Here is a 22,198-nt window from a genome sequence, read left to right on the forward strand (position 1 = left end):
CCCGCCGGGGGTCGGGGGCCACGGAGCCGGCCCCTGGACCCCGGGCGGGCCCGGGGACCGTGCACGCGTTCGCCACCAACCGGTAACCCCACGGTGCCCGGGCGGTGTCCTCGGCTGGACAGGCTGTGCTGTCGTGCACAGACGAACAGCCCCCGCCCTCATCGTCGCCCTGATCCTCCCCCTCCTCGTGGCCGCGGGCCCCGCGTGGGCCGACCCCGGCCCCTCGCCCCGCATCGCCACCTACAACGCCTTCCTCCTGCCCCGCGCGCTCTACCCGAACTGGGGCCAGGAGCTGCGCGCGGACCTCATCGCCCGGGACGGCGTGGTGTCCGGCCAGGACGTCGTGGTCCTGCAGGAGCTCTTCGACAACGCCTCCGCCGACGTCCTGCGCGCCGGGATCGCAGAGGAGTACCCCCACGGCACCCCCGTCGTGGGGCGCTCCCGCTCGGGATGGGACGCCACCACCGGCTACCGCGACCACACCACCACCAACGGCGGTGTCAGCGTCCACAGCGTCTGGCCGATCGTCCGCCGGGAACAGCACGTCTTCTCGCGCGCCTGCGGTTCCGACTGGTTCGCCAACAAGGGCTTCGCCAGCGTGGAGCTGGCCACCCCCGACGGCCCCCTGCACGTCATCGGCACCCACATGCAGTCGGAGGACGGTTCCTGCGCCGACGGCGAGGACGAGGACGTGCGCACCCACCAGCTCGGACAGATCCGCGCCGTCATCGACGCGATCCCCGACGACGAACCCGTCTACGTGGCGGGCGACCTCAACATCGTCGGCGGCGGCGGGGAGTGGGACCGCGCCCTCGAACGGCTCGACGCGGTCGAGCCGGCCCTGAGCGGCGCACCCTACTCCTGGGACCCCGGCACCAACTCCATCGCCGGGTACGACTACCCCGGCTGGGAACCGCAGGGGCTCGACCACGTCCTGCCGATCCGGGGCGGCGCGGCCCCGGCGTCGTTCACCAACCGGACGGGCGACGTCAAGAGCGAGCCCTGGTCCGTGTCGTCCTGGGGCCGGACCTACACCTTCGACGACTACTCCGACCACTACCCGGTCTTCGGCTCCGCCGGCTGACCGTGGGTCGGGCGCGGCGGTCAGCGCCGCGCCAGGGCGCTGACTCGCCGCACGCCCCCGCGGTCGGCGAGCCAGCTCACCCCCAGCGCGTACACGCCCACCTGGACCACCGCCAGCGCCAGCCCGAGCGGAGTCCCCGCGCCCGGCGGCAGTCCGGCGCCGAGGACGGCCCCCGTGCCGACCTCCGACAACCGGCCCTCGTAGGCGGTGAGCAGGAACTGGACCAGGCTGCTGACCACGTGCAGGCCGATCGCGGCCTCGACGCCCCCCGTGCGCCAGGTCAGCCAGGCCATCCCCAGCCCCATGACCGTGAGCGAGGACGTCACCCACGGGTCGTCGGGGTGCGTGGCCGCGTAGAGCACCGGTACCAGGGTGCCCCCCGCCAGGACCGCCGTCCCCGGGGAGCGCAGCACCCGCGAGGCGGGGCCCCCGCCCCGGCGCTCGCCCGGCCCCGCGCCCAGCGATCCGACGAGCTGCATCATCAGGCCCCGCACGGTGAGCTCCTCGGCCGCGGCCTGGAACGGCACCAGCAGGACGATGACGAGCACCGCCGCCGCGAACACCTCCGCTCCCCCGGTGTCCCGCACGGGCGCTGCCCCCGGCGCCAGGCGGTCCACCAGGAACAGGAAGGCGATCAGGCACACCCCGACCGGCACGAGCGCGGCGGCCAGGCAGCGCAGCAGCCAGCGCCAGCGCATCCGGCCTTCCACCGACATCAGAGTTCCCACTCTGCGCCACTGCACCACCCGCACCACGAACAACACGATCGGGATCAGCAGCGCGGTCGGCGCGAGTCCGAACGCGAGCCCCGCGACCTCTCCCACGCTCACCGTGTCGGGTGCCAGGCCGCTACCGCCGATGACCGCGACGATGGTGATCGCGAGCACCATGGCGATCCACAGGAAGACCAGCAGGATTCCGAGGACCGACAGGGTCAGCGGCGGCGTCCACCACCGGTACCGGGAGTTGCGGCCGAGCCGGTGGTAGGGCTGCCCCTCCGGCAGGCCCGCGCTGGCGAACTCGTTGGTGCGCACCGGACGCGGCGGGGGCCAGGCCCACACGGACGCCTCGGCGCTGACCGCGGGCTGCCCCCCGGGCGGAGTGAGCCGCCCGCCCCCGGGCGGACCGGCCCAGTCCTGCTCCTGCGGGTAGCCCTCGAAGGCCCGGCCCTGCGGCCCCTGGGGCGCGGCGGGCCAGGACGAACCATGCGGCGGCGGAACATTTCCCATCGTGCGCCGAGACTACTATCCGGCCCTGTATTGCCTGTGTTAAGGACCTGCCGTTATCGGACGATCACCCTGCGGATCAAGAGCCGTGGGCGTGGCCCGAGCCACGTTCGGAACGGAATAGCCGACGGGTCGCCGCCCGTTGTGACAGATGGTCGCGTGGGTCCGACTCCACAGGCCGAGTACCCCATCCCACTGACCTACGATTGAGTACATGTCCTCCACACCATCCACCGAGCAGGTGCGCAAGGCCCTGGCCACGGTGCAAGATCCGGAGATCCACCGCCCCATCACCGACCTCGGCATGGTCAAGAGTGTCGACATCGCCGACGATGGTGCCGTCCGCGTCGGCATCTTCCTGACCGTCGCCGGATGCCCGATGAAGGGGCGCATCGAGAAGGACGTGACCGAAGCGGTGACCAAGGTCGCCGGGGTCACCTCCGTCAGCGTCGAACTCGACGTCATGAGCGACGAACAGCGCAAGGCGCTGCAGACGCAGCTGCGCGGCGGCCAGGCGGAGAAGGAGATCCCCTTCGCCAAGCCGAACTCCCTCACCAAGGTCTTCGCCGTCGCCTCCGGCAAGGGCGGTGTGGGCAAGTCCTCGGTCACCGTCAACCTCGCCGCGGCCATGGCGGCTCAGGGCCACAAGGTCGGCGTCGTCGACGCCGACATCTACGGCCACTCGGTGCCGCGCATGCTCGGTGCGTCGGACTACCCGACCAAGGTCGAGGACATGATCCTCCCGCCCACCGCGCACGACATCAAGGTCATCTCGGTGGGCATGTTCACCCAGGGCAACCAGCCCGTGGTGTGGCGCGGCCCGATGCTGCACCGCGCGCTGCAGCAGTTCCTGTCCGACGTGTACTGGGGCGACCTCGACGTCCTGCTGATGGACCTGCCCCCGGGCACCGGCGACATCGCCATCTCGGTCGCGCAGCTGCTGCCGAACGCCGAGCTGCTCGTGGTGACCACGCCGCAGATGGCGGCCGCCGAGGTCGCCGAGCGCGCCGGGGCGATCACGGCGCAGACGCACCAGCGCATCGCCGGCGTCATCGAGAACATGTCCTACTTCGTCCCGCCGGGCGGAGGGGAGCCGCTGCGGCTCTTCGGCGAGGGGGGCGGCCAGACGGTCGCCGACGCCCTGAGCCGGACGCTGGGCACCGACATCCCGCTGCTGGGCCAGATCCCGCTGGACACCCGGGTGCGCGAGGGCGGCGACGAGGGCAAGCCCCTGGTCCTGACCGACCCCGACGCCGACGCCAGCAAGATCATGTGCTCCATCGCCGAGACCCTGGCGGGCAAGCCCCGCGGTCTCGCGGGCATGCAGCTGGGCATCTCCCCGGCCGGCCGCTAGCGGCCTCGCACGCGCGCGAGGGCCCCGGCGCGATGGCGGATTCAAGGGGTCCTCGCAACACCTCGTTGATCAAACGAGTGTAGCCAGACGCTCGGCTGGGGTTTCCCAGCCGAGCGTCTTGCGTGGACGCTCGTTCAGTTCCTGAGCGACATGCTCCAGATCCAGCCGGCCATGAACGGACAGGTCCGTGCCCTTGGGGAAGTACTGGCGCAGCAGCCCGTTGGTGTTCTCATTCGATCCGCGCTGCCAGGGGGAGGCGGGATCGCAGAAGAACACCGGCACCCCCGTGGCCACGCTGAACGCCTTGTGGCCGGCCATCTCGCTGCCCTGGTCCCAGGTCAGCGACCCCCGCAGATGATCAGGCAGCGCGGTGATCAGTTCGCTCAGCACACCCCCGACCGCCTCGGCGGTGTGCTCGCCGGGCACGTGCCCCAGCATCACGTACCGGGTGGAGCGCTCGACCAGGGTGATGATCGCGGACTTGTTGTGCGCACCCGTGATCAGATCGCCCTCCCAGTGCCCCGGCACGGCACGGTCCTCGACCTCGGCGGGGCGCTCGCTGATCATCACCATCGGATCGGTGAACCGGCTCCGCCTGTGCTCGGGTGAGCGGTGCGGCGTGCGTCGGAGCCGGCCGGTGCGCAACGCCGCGGAGACCTCGCGTTTGAGCCCGCCGCGGGCCTGGACGTAGAGCGCCTGGTAGATCGTCTCGTGGCTCACACGCATGTCCTCCTCGCCGGGAAAGTCCTCAACGAGCCGGTTGCTGATCTGCTCCGGCGACCACCGCTTCCGCAGTCCCTGGGCGACATAGTCCCGCAGGCGGCCCGGGGCAGCGAGTTTGGCGGGTTTGGGACGCACCCGTTGGGCGCTCGCCCGACGCTGGGCGGTATAGGCACCGTAGGACCCATCGGCGTTGCGGTGGTGGTCGAGTTCGCGTTTGATCGTGGAGGCCGGGCGCCCCAGGTCGCGGCCGATCGCCCGCCGGCTCCACCCCGCTCGGTCCAGATCCGCGATCCGCTCCCGGTCTGCGAGGGTCAGAAAACGCGGGTGGACCTGCTTTTGGAGTGTGTCCAGCGCTGCTGGAGGACTGGTCATGGACTCTATGGTGGTCTGTCCGGTGGAGTAGTTCACACGGCGGCCATCAGGGTAGAACCTGGAGTTGCGGGACTTGCGTACCCCGTGGTCCCAGTCCCGGGCGGTGCGTTCGTTGATCCCGGCTCGTCGTGCGGCTTCTGGGCGGGGCACGGCGCTGTTGCGCAGGCGTTCGTACTCCTGGCGTGCCGGGTGCGGTCGTTGCTGGCGTTGGGAGCGCAGCCCGGCTTTCCTGGCCCAGGAGAACGCGGTGTTGCGGTTCACCCCGAGGCGGCGTGCGACCTCGGTGACGCTACCGATCTCGGCCATCTGCTCGAGGAACTGTGTTCGCAGACGAGCCAGTTCCTTCTTCGAAAACGACACGGTGGCCGCAACCTCCCCAAAGTCAGGGTGTTGCGACCACCGCTAGAACCCAAGGATCGCGCCGGGGCCCTCGTCGTGCCGTCGTCAGTCGGCGGTCGCGCCCAGGGTGATGCTGGTGCTCTCGCGCACACCGTCACGCTCGTACTCCAGGTCGACCTCGCTGCCCGGGGTGCGGTCGCGCAGCATGGCCATCAGCTCCGAGCCGGACTGCACCCGCCGCCCGTCCAGGGACACGATGACGTCGCCGGACCGCAGACCCGCCACGTCGGCCGGGCCGCCGGACTCGACCGCCTGCGAGCCCTCGGCGATGACCGCCCCGGCGATCGGGCTCTCCAGGTCGATCTCCGCGCCGATGTCGGCGTAGGTGGTCTCGCCGTGGTCGACGAGCCGGTTCACCACGCGCTCCGCCTCGTTGGCCGGGATCGCGAAGCCCAGGCCGATGTTGCCCGTGGACTCGCCCATGTACCCCGCCATGCTCACGATCATCGAGTTCACCCCGATGACCCGCCCCTCGGAGTCCACGAGCGGACCGCCCGAGTTGCCCGGGTTGATCGCCGCGTCGGTCTGGATGGCGTAGAACCGGCTGGCGTTGGGGCCCTCGCCGGAGCTGACCGGGCGGTCCACGGCGCTGATGATCCCCTGCGTGACGGTGCCCGCGTAGCCCAGCGGCGCGCCGATGGCGATGACCTCGTCGCCCACGAGCGCCAGGTCGGAGTCGCCGAACTCCAGCGCCTCGACGTCCTCCTTGGGGCTGTCGAGCGCCAGCACCGCGAGGTCCGAACTGGGGTCGGAGCCGACCACGGTGGCGTCGGACAGCGTGCCGTCGCTGTACTCGATGCGGATGCCGTCCTCCTGCAGCACGGAGGAGACGTGGTCGTTGGTGACGACGTGGTCGCCGCTGATGACGAACCCGGAACCGCCGCCGGCGATCCGGGAGTCCGCGCTCTGGATGGAGACCACGCTCGGGCTGACCCTCTGGGCCACGCCCGCGATGGAGTCGGGGTCGCGCTCGGGAGCCTCGGGCGGGGGTTCGTTGAGGTTGGCGCCCTCGTCCTCGGCCTCGGCCGCCGGTGCGGCCGGACGGGCGAGGTAGGAGCCCGCCACACCGCCGGCGCCGCCCGCGATGAGGGCGACGACGAGCAGGCCGGACAGCGCCATCCAGGCCGGGACGCCGCGGCGGCGGGGGGACGGCGCGGCATAGGACCCCGGAGGCTGACCGGGGTGCGCCCCGCCGGGACCGGGCGGCGGTCCGGGCGGGGGGCCGCCGGGACCGGACGGCTGGGGCTGCGGCAGCTGCGGCCCGGGGTGCGGTCCGCCGGCGCTCTGGTGTCCGGTCGGCCGGCCGTCCGCGCCCATCGCGGCGGAGGCGGTGCGGCCCTGGGACGCCTGCTGTCCCGTGGGCTGGTTCGTGGGCTGGTTCGTGGGCTGGTTCGTGTGGCCCGGAGGCGGCACGGGGGCGCCCGCGGTTCCCGGGGCGGGGAAGGAGCCCGTGTTCGGGGGCGCGGCGAAGCCCGGGGCCGCTCCGGTGGGCGGGCGACCCGCGGGCGGCACGGGCGGCCCGACGGGGTCCGGGGGTGTTCCACCCTGGGGTGGGGTCGCCCGACCGGGGTCGCCCCCGTGGTCCGGTCGACCGAAGTCCTCACTCAAGACCTGCTCCGTACATCGCTTGGCGTTCGGTCTACACGGCCCCCGGAGGGCTCAGACGAACCCCAGCCGGGACAGGCCGCGCTGCACTCTGGCCCAGAAGCCGGAACCCTTGGGTCCCGGCAACGCGCTCACCGCGGAGGAGGCCAGTCCCGCGGGGGCGTCGGCCAGCACCGTGTAGACGAATCCGTCCGCCTGCCACATGCTCTGGTACTGCCCGACCTCGCCGCCGAAGATCGTGTCATGTTGTGGTGAGACGCCGCTTCCCCCCTCCCCGGTTCCGACATATCCGTTGTGGAGCGATGTCGGGTGTTCCGTCCCCAGCTTCCCACGTTGGGCGAAAACCGAGACCTGGGCCAGTCCGTCGGAGTAGACCAGGTGCACCACCCGCCGGCGGCCGTGCTCGGTGGAGCGGGCGTCCATCAGGCGCAGGTCCCACGTCAGGTACTCCGGCAGGACCCAGCCCCGGCCGCGCAGCTCCTCGCGCTCGTCGCCGGTCAGCGCGTCGCCCCAGGGCGCGCCGCCGACCGCGCCGGCCGGCCAGTGGCCCTCGCCGAACTCGATCGCGCTCAGCCGGGTGCGCAGGGCGGCCTCGCCCGTGGACTCGTACACGGTGCGGCCGAGCAGGATCCCGGACTCCTCGTCCACCCAGAAGCGCCCGGCGACGGTGCCGTCGGCCCGTAGGGCCACCACCATGCGGGCGGCGCGCCCGCCCATCTCGGCGGGGCCGGCGTCGGCCACCTCGTAGGTGTCCTCCAGCATGCCCAGCAGGCGGTCGTCGAGGGTGTCCAGGGCCGAGGAGTCGCCCACGGCGAACGTGTAGTCCTCGGCGGCTCCGTCCTCGGCGACGGGCGCCAGGGCGATGCCCTCCCCCGGTTGGTTGACGACCCGGATCCGCACGGCCCCGTCCTGCTCCCGCGGACCGCGCAGCTCGCGCACGGCGGTGTAGGCCACCGTGTCCTCCGCCGCGGCCGCCGACCGCAGGACGGGCATGCCGCCGTCACCGCCGTCCGCGGGGACCGCGTCGGACGCGGGGTGGGTCGCGGCGGTCAGCAGGAGGACGCAGAGCGACACGGCGAGCAGCGGTGTGACCGGAACGGCGCGCGGTGAGGAGGAGGGTTCCTCCGCGCTCACCGGGTCGCTTCGGTGGAACCGGTCTCGTCCGATTCCTGGGAGCGGACGGTCCGGACGTCGGCCGCCGGGACCTGCCGGCTGGTCACCGCGTGCTCGACGGCGTAGTCGGAGAGCCGCGGCTCCACCACGGGAGTGTCCTCGGTGTCGCCGCCCGCCACGAAGGCGGTGCCCAGCAGCGCGGTGGCCACCGCGAAGCCCGCGACGGCGTAGCGGCCGCCGGAGAAGGGCGGCAGGAACTGGGCCAGGCGCTCGCCACGGCGGCGCGGGGCGCGCGCGGGGCGGGCGGCCGGGTCCGGCTTCGCGGGCGCCGGAGCGACCGCCTCAGCGGCGAGCGGGCCGCCCCACGGGAAGCCGCCGATGGGGCGCGAGGACCCCAGGGGCGGACTCGAACCGAAGCCCCAGCCCCTTGTGGGGCCCGCGGGGCCCTGGGGGTCGGAGGGTCCGCCGTCGTCGTGGACGGAGGAGGCGTGGGACAGGCTGGAGAGCCGCCCCAGGAAGTCCATGTCCGGCTCGGGCTCGCACAGGCCGGTGAGGCGCCGCTTGAGCCGGCGCATCATGTCCGCCTCGACGCGACAGGGCTCGCACTTGGCCAGGTGGATGAGCGCGCGCTCGTGCTCGGCCGTGCCCAGTTCGCCGTCCACCAGCGCGGACAGGCGTTCTCCGAGGTGTTCCGTGCTCACTGCTGCGCCTCCCGGTTGATGGCGTTCGCTCCGGCCCGTCCCTCGGCCTGGGCGGCCAGCGACCGCCGGTGTTCCAGGGCGCGGCGCAGCTGGGCACGCCCCCGGTGGATACGGCTGCGGACGGTACCGAGCTTGACGTCGAGCGTCGCCGCGATCTCCTCGTAGGAGAGCCCCTCGATGTCGCACAGGACCACGGGGGCGCGGAACTCGGCGGGCAGGGCGTCCAGCGCGCTCTGGACGTCGGCGTCGAAGTGCCGGTCGTCGTAGCGCTGGGCGGGCGAGGGCTCACGGCCCTCCAGGCGCTCGTCGGCGTTGTCGGCCAGGCCCTCGAAGCGGATCCGGGCCTTGCGGCGCGCCATGTCGAGGAAGAGGTTCGTGGTGATGCGGTGCAGCCACCCCTCGAACGTGCCGGGGGTGTAGTTGGCCAGGGAGCGGAACACCCGGATGAAGACCTCCTGGGTGAGGTCCTCGGCGTCGTGCTTGTTACCGGTCAGCCGATAGGCCAGCCGGTAGACGCGGGGTGAGTGGACGCGGACGACCTCGTCCCAGCTCGGGGGTTCCCATGCCTCGAAATCTACGGCAGGGCCGGACTCTGGCACCGCTGCTCCCTTCATCCCGTCGATCCGTCCGTCGAAGACTGGTCGGGGGGAGTTGCTTCGTGGCGATCAACGTACGTTCATCCGGATTCAACGCTAGCGGGTCCCCCGAAGTTCCCGCCGCCACACGCGGAGTTTGCCGGGCGCACGCGCTAGTCTTTTGCCGGGGACATGACCTGGTGGCGACCATCCTTGCACGATGAGTGACGCATCCCCGGTCAGCGTTCCCGCCCATTCGTGACCACGGCAGTGGGAGGCCGTCATCGCCAGTCCAGATGAGAGCGCGGCCCAGATCACCTGGGTGCGCGAGCAGGCCAGGTTCGAGCAGGACGCGATGGAGGACGGCCCGCTGGCCGACGCCTACGACGCGGGAGTGCGCTCGGCGACCGCCCCGGTCGACGCCGCCACCGGCGCGGCCCTGCGGTTCCTGGCCGCGGCGATCGGCGCCCGGGCGGTGGTCGAGGTCGGCACCGGATGCGGCACCTCGGGGATCTGGCTGCTGCGCGGCATGGCCCCCGACGGCATCCTGACCACCGTCGACACGCGCGCCGAGTTCCAGGAGTACGCCCGCGCGGCCTTCTCCCGCGCCGGGTTCGGCGCGGGGCGCGCGCGGCTGATCCGCGGATCGGCCCTGGAGATGCTGCCGCGGCTGACCGACGGCGGCTACGACATGGTGTTCGTGGACGCCGATCCCGAGTCGGCTCCGCGCTACCTGCGCGAGGCCCGCCGGCTGCTGCGTCCGGGCGGCGTGGTGGTGTTCAACGACGCCACGCCCTCCCCGTCGGAGCCGGACGGTCCGTTGCGGATGCCCGACCCCGCCGAGACGGCCGTGCGCGAGGTGATCCAGCAGGTGCGGGAGGACGAGTCGCTCATCCCGCTGCTGCTGCCCATCGGCCAGGGCCTGCTCGCCGCGCTTCGGGGCGCTTGACGCCGGGGCCTTCGTCGTCGACTTGCCTTGCTCGTTCCTCGCTGCGGCCCCGTCTCCTGCTGCAGGCCCCGGCGCGCCCCTCAGCCGTACTTTTTTGGGCCGCCGCTCGTCCCTCGCTTTGGCCCGACCAACCCCCCCAATGGTCCCGACATGCGGAACCGCTCATCTCCAACCCGTGGGGCTCACTTAGGCACACGAGTGCGCGCCCCACCCCCTGTGGCCCCGTAGACCCGTGAGCGCACGCCCGACCCCTTGGGGTTCACGCAGGCCTCACCCCCTGAGATTCACGTAGACCGACCAACCGGCGGGTCTCCGGGCAGGTTCACGAGGGACGCGCCCCCACCTGCACCACATGGGGTTGAAGGTGCACGCGCAGCCTTACGGGGCCCCAGGGGGTGGGCGTGAGCAGTCCCGCTTGCCGGGACCACAGGGGGTCTATCCGAGCCAAAGCGAGGATACGAGCGGAGGCCCGAAGAAAGCACAAGGAGGGCGCCGACGGGTCCTGGAGTGCTTGGAGGTGGGGTCCGTGAGGAACGAGCGGGCCACACCGGAAAGCGCGAAGGCCCCGTCTTAAAGGCGCCCGATCCAGCGCAGCAGGGTCCGGGTGGAGAACGCGGTCCCGCCCTTGCTGAGCAGGCCGTCCTCCTTCATGGAACGGCCGGGGCCGGCGATGTCGAGGTGGGCCCAGGGCACGTCGCCGGTGAACGCGCGCAGGAACAGCGCCGCGTCCGTGGCGCCCGCCGGGCCGAACTCCTTGCGGGTGCCGATGTTGGCCAGGTCCGCGACCCGCGAGCGCGTCGTCTCGACGTACTCCTCCGTGAGCGGCATCCGCCACAACGGCTCGGCGGAGTCGGCGCCCGCGCGCTCGATCTCGGCCGCCAGGGCGTCGTCGGTGCTGTACAGGGCGCCGATGCCGGTGCCCAGGGCGACCTTGGCCGCGCCCGTCAGGGTCGCCACGTCCACGATCATGTCCGGGCGGAGCTCGGCGACGGCGTAGCCCAGGGCGTCGGCCAGGACGAGGCGCCCCTCGGCGTCGGAGTTGAGGACCTCGACGGTCGTCCCGCTGTAGGTGGTCAGAACGTCGCCGATCCGGGTGGCGTCGCCGGAGAAGGCGTTCTCCGCCAGCGGCAGCAGACCGGTGACCCGGACGCCCGCGCCGACCGCGCGCAGCGCCGAGAGCACGGCGAGCACGATCGCCGAGCCGCTCATGTCGGTCTTCATGAGCTTCATGTTGTCGTTGGGCTTGAGGGAGAGCCCGCCGGTGTCGAACGTGATGCCCTTGCCGACCAGCACCACGTGGGCGATCGGGTTCTCGGGCGTGTAGGTGAGCTGCACCAGCCGCGGCGGCCGCGCGGAACCCCGGCCCACGGCGAGGATCGCGCCGAAGCCGTCCTCGGTCAGCTGCTCCTCGTCCCACACGCGCACCTCGAGGCCGGACTCCGCGGCCACCTCGCGGGCGCGCCCCGCCATCCACTCGGGGTCCTTGGTCAGGGACGGGGTGTTGATCAGGTCCCTGGCCAGGGCCGTGGCCGCGGCCAGCTCCCCGCCGCGCTCCAGGGCGGCGGCCAGGTCCGGGGCGTGGGCCCCGACGACCTCGACCGCCGCCGCCGGACGCTTGGACCTGGGGGTCTCGCCGGTCTTGAGCGTGAAGGTGTACGAGGCCAGCAGCACACCCTCGGCGAAGGCGGTCGCGGCCGCCTCCGGCGCCCCGGGCCAGGCCAGGGCCACGGTCTCGCTCCCGCGCGCGGACCGGGACAGGGCCGCGCCGGCCTTCCGGAGGTCGTCGGGCGAACCCGAGCCGACCCCCAGAAGCGCCAGACGTACCAGGCCGCCGTCCCGGGCGACCGGGAACTGGGCCAGCTCACCGGCTTTGCCGGTCAGCGAGTAATGCGTGAACAGATCGCGGAGCGTGGCAGGGAGAACCTGTGTCAGTCCGCTGTCGGCGACCCCGTCGACCGCCGTGGGCCCGTCGTCCCCCGCGTGCACGGGAAGGACCAACAGGTCCGCGGTGGAATCGGCGAGGGTACCCGCTACAGGGTGGATCTGCGTGGCGAATGGCACAGGCCGCTCACAATCGTTCACTCTTCGGGAGGTGGTCTACCTCTGGGGGTCATCAGGGCGTTCCGGCCCTTGGTGGGGGACGGTATCGGTACCGGCCGCTAGCCGACGACGCCCTTCAGCGCGTCCCTGAGCTCGACCGCCTCGTCTGGTGTCAGCTCGACGACCAGGCGTCCGCCGCCCTCCAGCGGGACTCGCATGATGATGCCGCGACCCTCCTTGGTGACCTCCATCGGCCCGTCGCTGGTCCTCGGCTTCATCGCCGCCATGCCATTCCCCTTTCTTGGTGTTCCTCGCGGGTGACCGAGTCACTGCACCGGCGCAGGTCAGCTGAGTCGTCTCGGCTCGGAAAACCGTGGCAGGCTCCGTGTGAGTCGTGTCCGTGTGACGTGAGGGACGTGAATCACCCTTCGACCATTATCTCGGAGGTTGACCCCTGCGTGTGCGCGAGACGACGGCCGGGCCGTCGTCTCGAACGCTCTCCTGCGAGGAATCGTTGGTCAGCCAGCTTATATCGGTACTGACCGAAACCCGTTCGGCGCGGGCGCGGCCGCGCGGCCTGCCGCCCCGGGTGGGACCCGCATCGTCGTGCGGGCCGGGTCCGGGGCCGCGGCCCCGGGCGCGAGCCGCCGAGCGGGCGCTCACTCCATCAGGCCCGTGGAGATCATTCTGGTGCCCTCACGGGTCACCGAGGACCACTCCGCCGCCAGTCCGCCGTCGTCGGGCGAGACGGTCAGCTCGGCCTCGTCCACACACCGGTCCTGCGGGTCCGCGGTCTCGGTGTAGGTGTAGACCAGGCGATCGCCCTCGGCGGCCGTCTGTTCGAGCGTTCCCGAGCAGGCGAACGTCGTCCAGGCGGTGCTTCCGCGCTCGGCGCCGTCCTCGATGCGCACCTCGGCGTGCCAGTCGGCGACGTAGTCGCCCTCGGTGTCGACCTGGACCATCTCACCGGCCCAGGACCCGACGAACGCGTCGAGGTGCGTCTGGCCGGCCTCGTCCCGGGCGCCGTCGCCGGCGGTGAGGGTCAACGCGGCCGCGATCCCACCCGCGAGCGCCAGGACGGCGACCGCGACGGCGGACACCACGGTCACCTGGCGGCGGCGCCGCCCGCTGTGCCGGGTCGACCGCGGCGGCGGCCAGAGGGACAGCTGGGTCACCGGAGAGGCCGACGTGGGAGTGGGGGTGGTACCGCTCTCGTCCCCGGAACCCGATTCCAGTTCGGCTGCTGTGTCCATCCTCGCCATCCTCACGACGATCCACCCGATCCGGCGGAACGGGGGCAACACATGTACAGCGAACGAGAATAGGGCACGCACACCCGGGGAAACCCGCCCTGGAGACGCCTAGAGTGTGATGCGTGACATAACCGGCGGTGTCAGGCCTGCTCGCGGAGGTCGCTCGTGGCCTCGCGCGGTTCCGGCCGCGGCCCGGCGCCCGAGCCCGATCGCGGGGCCACGTCCTCGGCGGGCGCGGCGCCCGGCTCGGACTCGGCGTCCGTGCGGCTGACGGCCCGCGGGCCGTCCCCGGTGTCCGGACGGTGCGCGGACTCCGCGCGCCCGGCACCCGGCTCGGACGCCTCGTCCGGCGCGGGTGCGGCGCCCGACTCGGGCGCGTAGGCGTCCCCGGGCAGGCGGGTGCGGTGGCCGGGGCCCGTCCCCTCCGGAACGTAGGAGGGGTCCAGGCGGGACAAACGCCACTCCAGCTCCTGGATCCGTTCCTCCCGTGCGCGCAGGGTCCCGGCGAGCCGGACCAGGAGCTCGTCCACCGCCCGCACGTGATAGCCCCACAGGGCCAGCGGAAGCACCAGGCGGTTGAGGTCCGGCGCCGTGACCGGGCCGTCCTCGGGCAGGTCCAGCGGGGGGTAGTCGGCCTCGAAACGGGCGAGCCGCCCGCCCTTGCCGAGCGCGACGTAGACCACGCCGACGAGCACGGCCAGGGCGGCCAGGGCAACCAGGATCATGATGAAGACAGGCACGGTCCGATCGTGCCACACGCCCCGCCCGCCCCGATCCCCCTCCTACTGCTGGGGCCCCGGGGCCCGACGCGCCGACTCGCTCTGCTGCTGGGCGATGTCCAGGTGGGACTTGCGGATGATGTCGACGACCTCGTCGGGGTCGTCGGTCGTCGCCAGCAGGTCCATGTCACCGGGGTTGATCAGCTTGTTCTCCAGCAGGGTGGACTCGACCCAGTCGCGCAGGCCGCCCCAGAAGGACCGGCCGACCAGCACCACGGGGAAGCGGGTGACCTTGTTGGTCTGCACCAGGGTGATGGCCTCGAAGAGTTCGTCCAGCGTTCCGAAGCCGCCGGGCAGCACGACGAACGCCTGCGCGTACTTCACGAACATCGTCTTGCGCACGAAGAAGTACCGGAAGGTCATGCCCACGTCGATGTAGGGGTTGAGCGACTGCTCGAACGGCAGCTCGATGCCCAGCCCGACAGACATCCCGCCCGCGTTCTGGGCCCCCTTGTTGGCGGCCTCCATCATGCCCGGACCGCCGCCGGTGATGGTGGCGTAACCCGCCTCGGCGAGCTTGGCGCCCATCGTGACCCCGAGGTCGTAGTACTCCGAACCGGGGCGGATCCGCGCCGACCCGAACACGCTGACCGCCGACGGCAGCTCGGACAGCAGACCGAAGCCCTCGACGAACTCCGACTGGATGCGCAGCACCCGCCAGGGGTCGGTGTGCACCCAGTCGCTCGGTCCGCGGGCGTCCAGGAGGCGCTGGTCGGTGGTGGTGTTGGGGACGGCACTGCCGCGGTAGGTGAGAGGGCCGACGTGCCTGTACTGCTCTTCTTCCGTCATGTCCGTCAACCTATCCGCGCGCGCGGGACTCACACCTGAACCGCACGTGACACGCCGGTGGCCACCTTCGGCCGGTTCGAGGCCCGCCGGGCACGCGGTGGGCGCCCCGCGGACACGCGGCGGGGCGCCCCGCGAGCGCTCAGCGGGCGCCGGTCAGCCAGGCGACCATGCGCTCCTCGGCCTCACGGATCGGCGCGATCTCGGTGTATTCGTCCTTGGTGTGGGCCAGCGTCGGGTCGCCGGGACCGTAGTTGACGGCGGGCACGCCCAGCTCGGAGAAGCGGGACACGTCGGTCCACCCGAGCTTGGCCCGGGCCTGGCCCTCGCCGACCGCGGTGACGAACGCCGCCGCCGAGGGGTCGTCCAGTCCGGGGCGGGCGGCGGCCGAGGCGTCCACGACCCGGACCTCGAAGCCCTGGAAGACCTCGCGCAGGTGCGCCTCGGCGTCGGACAGCGACAGGTCCGGGGCGAAGCGGTAGTTGACCGTGACCACGCACTCGTCCGGGATGACGTTGCCCGCCACCCCGCCGCGCACGAACACCGCGTTGAGGCCCTCGTGGAAGCGCAGCCCCTCCACCTCGGGCTCGCGGGGCGTGTAGGCGCGCAGGACGTCCAGGATCGCCCCGGCGCCGTGGATGGCGTTCTCGCCCATCCACGAGCGGGCGCTGTGCGCGCGCTTGCCCGAGGCCACGACCTCCACCCGCATGGTGCCCTGGCAGCCGCCCTCGATGACGCCGTCGGTGGGCTCCATCAGGATGGCGAAGTCGCCGGCCAGCCACTCGGGGTGGTTGCGGGCCAGGCGGAGCAGGCCGTTGCGGGAGGCGTCGACCTCCTCGTTGTCGTAGAAGACGTAGGTGACGTCGTACACGGGCTCGGCGACCAGGGCGGCGAGCTTGAGCTGGACGGCCACGCCGGCCTTCATGTCGCTCGTGCCGCAGCCGTACAGGCGTCCGCCGGAGACGTGCGAGGGCACGTTGTCCGCGATGGGCACCGTGTCGATGTGCCCGGCCACCACCACGCGGCGGGGGCGGCCCAGCTCCGTGCGGGCGACCACGGCGTCGCCGTCCCTGGTGACCGTGAGGTGGCCGAGGGCGGAGAGGGCGCTTTCGACCGCGTCGGCCAGGATCCTCTCGTCACCGCTCTCGGAACGGATGTCGACGAGTGCGGCGGTCAGGTCGGCCGCGTCCGAGGTCAGGTCCAGCATGGGCTCTCCGGTCAGGTCGTCGTCCACCGCGCGGCCGACGCGTCACCCCTGAGGGGGGACGGGCAGGTACGCACCTAGACGTACATAGACGTACCTATACATACCTAGACGTATCGATACGTACCTGGACCGCACGCATGCCCACCACCCTAAACACACCCGGGGCGCCCTTCGTCGCCGAAGGGCGCCCCGGGTGCGCGTGGAGGCGGGGTCAGGCGTTGACGCCGTGCTCCCGCAGCAGGTCGTTCAGGGCCAGCTTGTCGTGCTCCTCGCCCTCCTGGAGGCGCTTGAGCACGAGCAGGACCGGCATGCCGAACTCCCCGCCGGGGAAGCTCTTGGCACGGTTGGCGGTGACGCACACCGACCAGGCCGGGGCCTCGCCGCGCTTGAGCTCGTCGCCGGTCTCGGCGTCGAACACGCGCGTGGACGAGGTGAGGATCGTGCCCGCGCCCAGCTTGGCGCCGGTGCGCACGCGGGCGCCCTCGACGACCATGCTCCGCGAGCCCAGGAAGGCGTCGTCCTCGATGATGACCGGGGAGGCCTGCGGGGGCTCCAGGACGCCGCCGACGCCGACGCCGCCGGACAGGTGGACGTTCTCGCCGACCTGCGCGCACGAGCCGACGGTGGCCCAGGTGTCGACCATCGTGCCGGAACCGACGTAGGCGCCGATGTTGGTGAAGGACGGCATGAGCACGACGCCGGGGGCCAGGTAGGAGCCCCAGCGGGCGATCGCGCCGGCCACGACGCGGACACCGTCGAAACGGGTCTTGAGCGGCATGCGGTCGTGGTGGTAGAAGTCGCCGACGTGCGACTCCTTCATGTCCAGGACCTTGAAGCCGAGCAGGATGGAGCGCTTGGCGCGCTCGTCGACCACGACGGCGTCCGTGGTGGGGTCGACGAAGGCCACACGGGCCTTGCCCTCGTCGATCTGGTCGATGGCGCCGGTGATGACGGAGCGCGCCTCGGTGTGGTCGGGTGTCAGCGTGGAGCGCTGCTCCCAGAGTTCGTCGATCTGGTCGGGCAGCGGACTCGAGTACGAGCTGGTCATCAGATGTTCGGGCGTGGGTCCCCCGTCTTTCGACGCGGGAGGAAGACGCCCCCTCCTTTCAGTCAGGCGGTCACGAGGCAGGTGAGGATGTGAGCCGTGGCGAGGAGGACCCCGCGCGGCGGGCGTTCGCGTACCGCCTCCACCCGACCGAGGCGCGGGCGGTCGGGTCTTCACGCGCGTTCGGGTGTGTCCGGCTCGTCCACGGCAAGGCTCTGGTCGCCCCCGTCGAAGCGTGGTGTCAGCGCCGGGAACGGATCGGCCACAACGCCACCTCGGCGATGCTAACGTCTCGGCCCAGGACCGACGACCTCGCCTTTCCGGCCGAGGCGTCGAACCCGCCGCCGCGACGGTCGTCCGGCGACCGAGAACGCGGCTCGCGCCGAGTGTGAGAGCGCCGCCCCTGGATCGGTACGTCGCGCCGACTACAATGCGGGCCATGGCGCCTGCGCGCCCCGCGCGCCGACGGAGCCCGCCTCCTGTGGCGCGACCCCACCCGTTGCCTAGCCGATGGTACGCCCGTGCCCAGTAAACGCCGAAGGATCTCCGCTTTCGTGAAGATCCTGTTGTCCCTGACCCTCGCGTGCGGCGTGATCGTCGCGGGGGCCTACTACGTGCTGACCACGATCGAGCCCATCGACTCCGAGCCCGAGGTCGAGCCCGGATGCCGTCTGGAGCTGTCCGACGGAAAGTACGACATGGAGGTCGCCCAGGCCGTGAACGCCGCCACCGTCGGGGGCGTGGCCTTCAGCCGGGACCTGCCGGAGGAGGCGGTGACCGTGGCCTACGCCACCGTCTGGCAGGAGTCGACGTTCTACAACCTCGAGTACGGCGACCGCGACTCGCTGGGCCTGTTCCAGCAGCGGCCCTCCCAGGAGTGGGGGGAGCCGAACCAGATCCTGGACCCGGTGTCCTCCAGCGCCTCGTTCTACGACGAGCTCTCCGAGATCGACGGCTGGCAGACCCTGCCGGTGTACGAGGCCGCGCAGGCGGTCCAGCGCAGCGCCGACGGCTTCGCCTATGACCAGCACGAGGGGCTGTCCGAGCGGATGGCCGAGGTGTTCACCGGCACCCGCGGTCCGGCCGTGACCTGCTGGTTCGACACCGAGGGCCTGGACGTGATCCGGGCCGAGGGCGCCGACGCCGACGCCGCGCGCACCGAGATGGCCCGCGTGTTCGGCACCGACCCCACGGCCCTGCCCGAGGTCACCGGGTCGCGGACGGGCGACCTCGGCTGGGCGATGGCGATCTGGGCCGTCACCCACGCCGACGAGTACGGGCTCTCCACGGTCACCTACGGCGACCAGCGCTGGCACGCCGGCGACGGCGGCCCCGGCACGGCCGCGTGGACCACCGTGTCCGACACCGGAGGCCGTCTCCTGCTGAAGTGACCCCGCGGGGCGCCCCGGTCTCGGGGCGCCCCGGTCTAAGAGTGCCCGACCCGCTTGGCGGCGGCCTCGACGCGCTCGTCGGTGGCCGTGAAGGCCACGCGCACGTGCCCGGACCCGGCGGCGCCGTAGAACTCGCCAGGGGCCACCAGGACGCCGCGCTCGGCGAGCTCGGCGACCGCGCCCCAGGCGTCGTGCTCGGGGTGGCTCGCCCACAGGTACAGGCCCGCGTCGGAGTGCTCGATGCGCCAGCCCGCGTCCTCGAACGCCGCCCGCAGGCGGGCCCTTCGGGCGCGGTAGCGCTCCTTCTGCTCCGCGGCGTGGGAGTCGTCGTCCAGCGCGGCGCGCATGGCGGCCTGGACCGGGGCCGGGACGATCATGCCCGCGTGCTTGCGCACCGCCAGCAGTTCACCGACCAGCGCGGGGTCGCCCGCCACGAAGGCGGCGCGGTAGCCGGCGAGGTTGGAGCGCTTGGACAGCGAGTGCACGGCGAGCAGGTTGTCGTGGGAGTCCCCGCACACGTCGGGGTGCAGGATCGACAGCGGCTCGGCGCCGTCCCAGCCCAGGTCGAGGTAGCACTCGTCGGAGGCCACGATCGCGCCGCGCTCGCGCGCCCACGCCACGACCTTGCGCAGGTGGGCGGTGCCCAGCACGCGTCCGGTCGGGTTGCTGGGCGAGTTGACCCACACGAGCCGGACGGGCGCGGGGCCCAGGGAGGCCAGCCCGTCGGCGGGGACCGGAGTGGCCCCGGCCAGGCGGGCGCCGATGTCGTAGGTGGGGTAGGCGAGTTCGGGGTGGACGACGGTGTCGCCGGCGCCCAGCCCGAGCAGGGTGGGCAGCCAGGCGACCAGTTCCTTGGAGCCCACGGTGGGCAGGACGGCGCCCTCGGCGACACGGACCCCGTGGCGGCGCTCCAGCCACGCCCCGATGGACGAGCGCAGCTCGGCGGTACCCCACGTGAGCGGGTAGCCGGGGGTGTCGGAGGACGCCGCCAGGGCGCTCTGGACGGAGGCGGGCACCGGATCCACCGGTGTGCCCACCGACAGGTCGGCGATGCCGTCGGGGTGCGCGGCCGCCGTCGCCTTGTAGGGCGCCAGCCGGTCCCAGGGAAAGGTGGGGAGCCGGTCGGTCACGGGTCGCCGGTCAGCCATCGGTGCACACTCCAGTGTCGGTTGCTCACGACAAGCGTCGCGCCGACCCCCGCGTAGGGGTCGACGCGACGCGTCACGATCTGGCGTCCGCGCGTCCACGCACCCTCTGCGCCATAGGGGTGGGGGCCGGACGGTCCCGCTCGCTACTCGGCCTGCGGCGGGAGCTTGGCTACGAGCGGGTGGTCGCGGTCGATCTTGCCGACCTTCGAGGCACCACCAGGCGAGCCGAGGTCGTCGAAGAAGTCGACGTTGGCCTTGTAGTACTCCGACCACTGCTCGGGCAGGTCGTCCTCGTAGTAGATGGCCTCGACAGGGCAGACCGGCTCGCACGCACCGCAGTCGACGCACTCGTCCGGGTGGATGTACAGCATCCGGTCGCCCTCGTAGATGCAGTCCACGGGGCACTCGTCAATGCACGCCTTGTCCAGCACATCAACGCAGGGCTGCGCGATGACGTAGGTCACGTCGTACTCCTTGTCTCACCCCCGCTGTCCACGGGGGAGGCGGGGACCTTCAGGGCCACGGGACGGAGCGGCGTGCGGGCGCCGTCCGCGCTGCTCCGGGCTCTGCAAGCAATTGGCACAGATGTCGTCCTCCTAGTATGGCGTCGACGAACAGCCAGCGCACAATCGGGGGTCGGGTTCCATGCACTTGGGAGGACGTCTCGTCCACCGCGTCGTCCCGAACGACGTCGGTCAGCGCGTGTCGGTGCGGATCCGCCTCCCCGAGGGCGGCTTCACCGATATCGTCGGAGTCATGGAGTCCTGGGCGGACCACGTCCTCACCCTGCGGCGCCGCGACGGGTCGTCGGTGGAGGTCGCCGAGTCCGACATCGCCGCGAGCCGTGTCGTTCCCCCCGTCCCACCGCGGCGGCGCGGCGGAGGGCCGCCCCAGGCCTCCTGAGAGCTCATGTCGTGCCTGAACACAGGCATCTTTCGGCCCGTCCGGGGTAAGAGTCGGCTCAGCCACAGCTCGATCCCCCTCAGGAGGTGGTGAGCGCCATCATGCGCGAAGCCGTCGCGTCCGCCCTCGCCGAGTTGGCGCGCAGGGACGAGCGGTCCGCCGGCATGGCCCGGCTCGCACTGGACGCGTTGGCGCCCGGCCAGGAGCTGGAACGGATCGACCAGCACGCCGTGCAGCGGTTCTGCTGGTTCGAGCTGCCGGTGCGGTTCCAGGGAGCGGCGCAGGACCAGCGGCTCGCCGCCCGCTCGCTCAGCCAGCTCTTCGACCTCCTCCAGCTGCACCGCTACGCCCAGATCTGCAAGTCGCCCGAGACCACGACCGTGCTGGGCGTCTACGCGCGCGACCACGACGCGGGACTGGCCATGTTCGAGCGGCTGATGTGGGAGTCCGGGGTGGAGCCGCCGGACCTGCCCGAGCTGACGTGGGGCACCGCGGTCGGCGACGCCGAGATCCGGGCCCGGCACGAGACCGCGGCCGCGCTGGAGCTGGCGATCTCGCTGGGCGACGTGCGGCCGGGCAAGCTCGGCTGGCGTCCGGCCCAGGAGCGCTTCACCCGGTCGTTCCTGACCCGGCCCGACCACCAGGGGCTCAGCCATCTGGACCGCGTCCGCGAGGAGCGGGTCCGGGCCTGGCTGGGCTCGTCCGCGCACCCGCACCGGGAGCGCCTGTGGCCGCTGGTCGGGGAGATCATCGCCGGGGCGGACGCGCCGCGCTCCGCCGAGCGGGCCATGGCGCCGCTCCAGCGGCTGCTGGACCTGGCGGCGGACGGGATCGTGCTCACCCAGATCGGGTACATCGCGCCCAGCGTGGTGCGGCAGATGTGCGCGGACTTCGGCTGGCACACCTCGCCCGAACCGCCGCGCAGCGAGACCGACGCCACCCAGCTGATCTCCCTGCACCAGGTCCTGCGCTCCATGCGCGCGGTCCGGCGGTCGGGCCGCAGGCTGGTGCTGACCCGGCGCGGACGCCAGCTGCGGGAGGATCCCGAGGCGCTGTGGCGGGCCGCGACCCAGACGCTGTGCCGGACCGGGGGTGTGGAGCAGGCGGCCGCGGAGACCTTCCTGGGCCTGCTGCTCACGCGCTCACCGCAGGGGGCCGGGTCGCACGCCCGGCGGGGCGAGTCCGACGTGACCGCGGCCGAGCGCACGCTCACCGAGTACGGGTGGGTGCCGGTGGAGCCGCCGGTGGCGGCGGGCCGGCACGCGGCCGCGCACCGCCGGACCGCCGACGCCGCCTCGGACCAGCTGCGCGCGATCGTGATGGCGGTGGGCTGGCTCCTGGAGACGCTGGGGCTGCTCACCGAGGACGACGGCGACGGCCACCGCGAACTGACCGTCCCCGGCCGGGCGTTCGCGATCGCGTGCCTGCACCAGTCCGCCGTGGCGCCCAGGGCCGTCGTCTAGGCCGTGTTTTTTACAGCATTCCGGGCTCACGGCCGCCAGGACCGCCTCTCGCTGCGCCTCTGTGCTCGTGAAGCACCACCAG

At 72.4% G+C, this 22,198-nt stretch carries 22 protein-coding genes and 1 pseudogene; 7 read left to right on the top strand and 16 right to left on the bottom strand.

Annotated elements, in window-relative coordinates; translation table 11 throughout:
• Positions 1-133 precede the first annotated feature (133 nt).
• Positions 134-1,084 carry a sphingomyelin phosphodiesterase gene (sph, locus tag DFP74_RS05395; protein WP_121180698.1) on the top strand — a complete coding sequence of 317 codons (951 nt, stop codon included), beginning with the start codon at positions 134-136 and terminating at the stop codon, positions 1,082-1,084.
• Between the two features lie 20 nt (positions 1,085-1,104).
• Here the strand turns inward: sph and DFP74_RS05400 are convergent, their stop codons facing one another.
• Complete coding sequence (locus DFP74_RS05400; RefSeq protein ID WP_121188043.1) at positions 1,105-2,118, bottom strand: CPBP family intramembrane glutamic endopeptidase; 1,014 nt, start codon at positions 2,116-2,118, stop codon at positions 1,105-1,107.
• Between the two features lie 406 nt (positions 2,119-2,524).
• Here DFP74_RS05400 and DFP74_RS05405 point away from each other — a divergent pair, with 406 nt between their 5' ends.
• Positions 2,525-3,664 carry an Mrp/NBP35 family ATP-binding protein gene (locus tag DFP74_RS05405; protein WP_121180699.1) on the top strand — a complete coding sequence of 380 codons (1,140 nt, stop codon included), beginning with the start codon at positions 2,525-2,527 and terminating at the stop codon, positions 3,662-3,664.
• Positions 3,665-3,733: 69 nt separating this feature from the next.
• Here DFP74_RS05405 and DFP74_RS05410 read toward each other — a convergent pair whose 3' ends face one another.
• The 6 genes and pseudogenes from DFP74_RS05410 to sigE form a co-directional block, all read right to left on the bottom strand.
• On the bottom strand, positions 3,734-4,909 hold the full coding sequence (locus tag DFP74_RS05410; protein WP_121188044.1) for an IS30 family transposase: 1,176 nt from the start codon (positions 4,907-4,909) through the stop codon (positions 3,734-3,736).
• 66 nt (positions 4,910-4,975) lie between these two features.
• A pseudogene (locus tag DFP74_RS34175) lies at positions 4,976-5,065 on the bottom strand (hypothetical protein); the annotation flags it as partial.
• A gap of 138 nt (positions 5,066-5,203) precedes the next feature.
• Positions 5,204-6,766, bottom strand: a complete 1,563-nt coding sequence (locus tag DFP74_RS05415; protein WP_370013342.1) for a S1C family serine protease — start codon at positions 6,764-6,766, stop codon at positions 5,204-5,206.
• A 51-nt stretch (positions 6,767-6,817) separates the two neighbouring features.
• Complete coding sequence (locus DFP74_RS05420) at positions 6,818-7,897, bottom strand: transcriptional regulator (protein WP_121180700.1); 1,080 nt, start codon at positions 7,895-7,897, stop codon at positions 6,818-6,820.
• Positions 7,894-8,577 carry an anti-sigma factor gene (locus DFP74_RS05425; protein ID WP_121180701.1) on the bottom strand — a complete coding sequence of 228 codons (684 nt, stop codon included), beginning with the start codon at positions 8,575-8,577 and terminating at the stop codon, positions 7,894-7,896. The genes DFP74_RS05420 and DFP74_RS05425 overlap by 4 nt, the downstream gene beginning before the upstream one ends.
• Positions 8,574-9,191: an RNA polymerase sigma factor SigE gene (gene sigE / locus DFP74_RS05430; RefSeq protein ID WP_121180702.1), complete on the bottom strand. Its 618-nt coding sequence runs from the start codon at positions 9,189-9,191 to the stop codon at positions 8,574-8,576. The genes DFP74_RS05425 and sigE overlap by 4 nt, the downstream gene beginning before the upstream one ends.
• 316 nt (positions 9,192-9,507) lie before the next feature.
• On the opposite strand from sigE, the gene DFP74_RS05435 reads away from it, so the two are divergent.
• Positions 9,508-10,101: an O-methyltransferase gene (locus DFP74_RS05435; RefSeq protein ID WP_121188046.1), complete on the top strand. Its 594-nt coding sequence runs from the start codon at positions 9,508-9,510 to the stop codon at positions 10,099-10,101.
• A gap of 570 nt (positions 10,102-10,671) precedes the next feature.
• Here the strand turns inward: DFP74_RS05435 and DFP74_RS05440 are convergent.
• The 7 genes from DFP74_RS05440 to DFP74_RS05470 form a co-directional block, all read right to left on the bottom strand.
• Positions 10,672-12,162: a leucyl aminopeptidase gene (locus tag DFP74_RS05440; RefSeq protein WP_121180703.1), complete on the bottom strand. Its 1,491-nt coding sequence runs from the start codon at positions 12,160-12,162 to the stop codon at positions 10,672-10,674.
• Between the two features lie 98 nt (positions 12,163-12,260).
• On the bottom strand, positions 12,261-12,428 hold the full coding sequence (locus DFP74_RS05445) for a DUF3117 domain-containing protein (protein ID WP_017596980.1): 168 nt from the start codon (positions 12,426-12,428) through the stop codon (positions 12,261-12,263).
• A gap of 372 nt (positions 12,429-12,800) precedes the next feature.
• Complete coding sequence (locus tag DFP74_RS05450) at positions 12,801-13,394, bottom strand: hypothetical protein (RefSeq protein ID WP_121180704.1); 594 nt, start codon at positions 13,392-13,394, stop codon at positions 12,801-12,803.
• Positions 13,395-13,534: 140 nt separating this feature from the next.
• On the bottom strand, positions 13,535-14,134 hold the full coding sequence (locus tag DFP74_RS34180; protein WP_233570813.1) for a hypothetical protein: 600 nt from the start codon (positions 14,132-14,134) through the stop codon (positions 13,535-13,537).
• Positions 14,135-14,176: 42 nt separating this feature from the next.
• Complete coding sequence (locus DFP74_RS05460) at positions 14,177-14,962, bottom strand: TIGR00730 family Rossman fold protein (protein ID WP_121180705.1); 786 nt, start codon at positions 14,960-14,962, stop codon at positions 14,177-14,179.
• Between the two features lie 139 nt (positions 14,963-15,101).
• Positions 15,102-16,166 carry a succinyl-diaminopimelate desuccinylase gene (dapE, locus tag DFP74_RS05465; RefSeq protein ID WP_121188047.1) on the bottom strand — a complete coding sequence of 355 codons (1,065 nt, stop codon included), beginning with the start codon at positions 16,164-16,166 and terminating at the stop codon, positions 15,102-15,104.
• Between the two features lie 211 nt (positions 16,167-16,377).
• Positions 16,378-17,214, bottom strand: coding sequence for a 2,3,4,5-tetrahydropyridine-2,6-dicarboxylate N-succinyltransferase (locus DFP74_RS05470; protein ID WP_121180706.1), 837 nt, complete (start codon positions 17,212-17,214; stop codon positions 16,378-16,380).
• Between the two features lie 89 nt (positions 17,215-17,303).
• Here DFP74_RS05470 and DFP74_RS35115 point away from each other — a divergent pair, with 89 nt between their 5' ends.
• Positions 17,304-17,603, top strand: coding sequence for a helix-turn-helix domain-containing protein (locus DFP74_RS35115; RefSeq protein ID WP_158612967.1), 300 nt, complete (start codon positions 17,304-17,306; stop codon positions 17,601-17,603).
• Between the two features lie 129 nt (positions 17,604-17,732).
• Complete coding sequence (locus DFP74_RS05480; protein WP_121180708.1) at positions 17,733-18,602, top strand: hypothetical protein; 870 nt, start codon at positions 17,733-17,735, stop codon at positions 18,600-18,602.
• Between the two features lie 35 nt (positions 18,603-18,637).
• On the opposite strand, the gene dapC is transcribed toward DFP74_RS05480, so the two are convergent.
• The gene (gene dapC, locus DFP74_RS05485) at positions 18,638-19,750 is read right to left on the bottom strand and encodes a succinyldiaminopimelate transaminase (RefSeq protein WP_121180709.1); all 1,113 of its coding nucleotides are present in this window, start codon (positions 19,748-19,750) and stop codon (positions 18,638-18,640) included.
• A 143-nt stretch (positions 19,751-19,893) separates the two neighbouring features.
• Positions 19,894-20,214 (bottom strand): ferredoxin, encoded by a 321-nt coding sequence (gene fdxA / locus DFP74_RS05490; protein ID WP_077691866.1) that lies wholly within the window; start codon positions 20,212-20,214, stop codon positions 19,894-19,896.
• A 181-nt stretch (positions 20,215-20,395) separates the two neighbouring features.
• On the opposite strand from fdxA, the gene DFP74_RS05495 reads away from it, so the two are divergent.
• Complete coding sequence (locus DFP74_RS05495) at positions 20,396-20,653, top strand: hypothetical protein (protein ID WP_121180710.1); 258 nt, start codon at positions 20,396-20,398, stop codon at positions 20,651-20,653.
• 101 nt (positions 20,654-20,754) lie between these two features.
• Complete coding sequence (locus DFP74_RS05500) at positions 20,755-22,116, top strand: hypothetical protein (protein WP_121188048.1); 1,362 nt, start codon at positions 20,755-20,757, stop codon at positions 22,114-22,116.
• Positions 22,117-22,198: the final 82 nt, after the last annotated feature.

The sequence above is a fragment of the Nocardiopsis sp. Huas11 genome (genome assembly GCF_003634495.1).
GTDB lineage: Bacteria > Actinomycetota > Actinomycetes > Streptosporangiales > Streptosporangiaceae > Nocardiopsis.

Coding starts and splice junctions, on each gene's coding strand:
- DFP74_RS05405 (WP_121180699.1), top strand. CDS start 2,525: ATGTCCTCCACACCATCCACCGAGCAGGTGCGCAAGGCCCTGGCCACG.
- sigE (WP_121180702.1), bottom strand. CDS start 9,191: ATGAAGGGAGCAGCGGTGCCAGAGTCCGGCCCTGCCGTAGATTTCGAG.
- DFP74_RS05435 (WP_121188046.1), top strand. CDS start 9,508: ATGGAGGACGGCCCGCTGGCCGACGCCTACGACGCGGGAGTGCGCTCG.
- DFP74_RS05445 (WP_017596980.1), bottom strand. CDS start 12,428: ATGGCGGCGATGAAGCCGAGGACCAGCGACGGGCCGATGGAGGTCACC.
- DFP74_RS05450 (WP_121180704.1), bottom strand. CDS start 13,394: ATGGACACAGCAGCCGAACTGGAATCGGGTTCCGGGGACGAGAGCGGT.
- DFP74_RS05460 (WP_121180705.1), bottom strand. CDS start 14,962: ATGACGGAAGAAGAGCAGTACAGGCACGTCGGCCCTCTCACCTACCGC.
- dapE (WP_121188047.1), bottom strand. CDS start 16,166: ATGCTGGACCTGACCTCGGACGCGGCCGACCTGACCGCCGCACTCGTC.
- DFP74_RS05470 (WP_121180706.1), bottom strand. CDS start 17,214: ATGACCAGCTCGTACTCGAGTCCGCTGCCCGACCAGATCGACGAACTC.
- dapC (WP_121180709.1), bottom strand. CDS start 19,750: ATGGCTGACCGGCGACCCGTGACCGACCGGCTCCCCACCTTTCCCTGG.
- DFP74_RS05495 (WP_121180710.1), top strand. CDS start 20,396: ATGCACTTGGGAGGACGTCTCGTCCACCGCGTCGTCCCGAACGACGTC.
- DFP74_RS05500 (WP_121188048.1), top strand. CDS start 20,755: ATGCGCGAAGCCGTCGCGTCCGCCCTCGCCGAGTTGGCGCGCAGGGAC.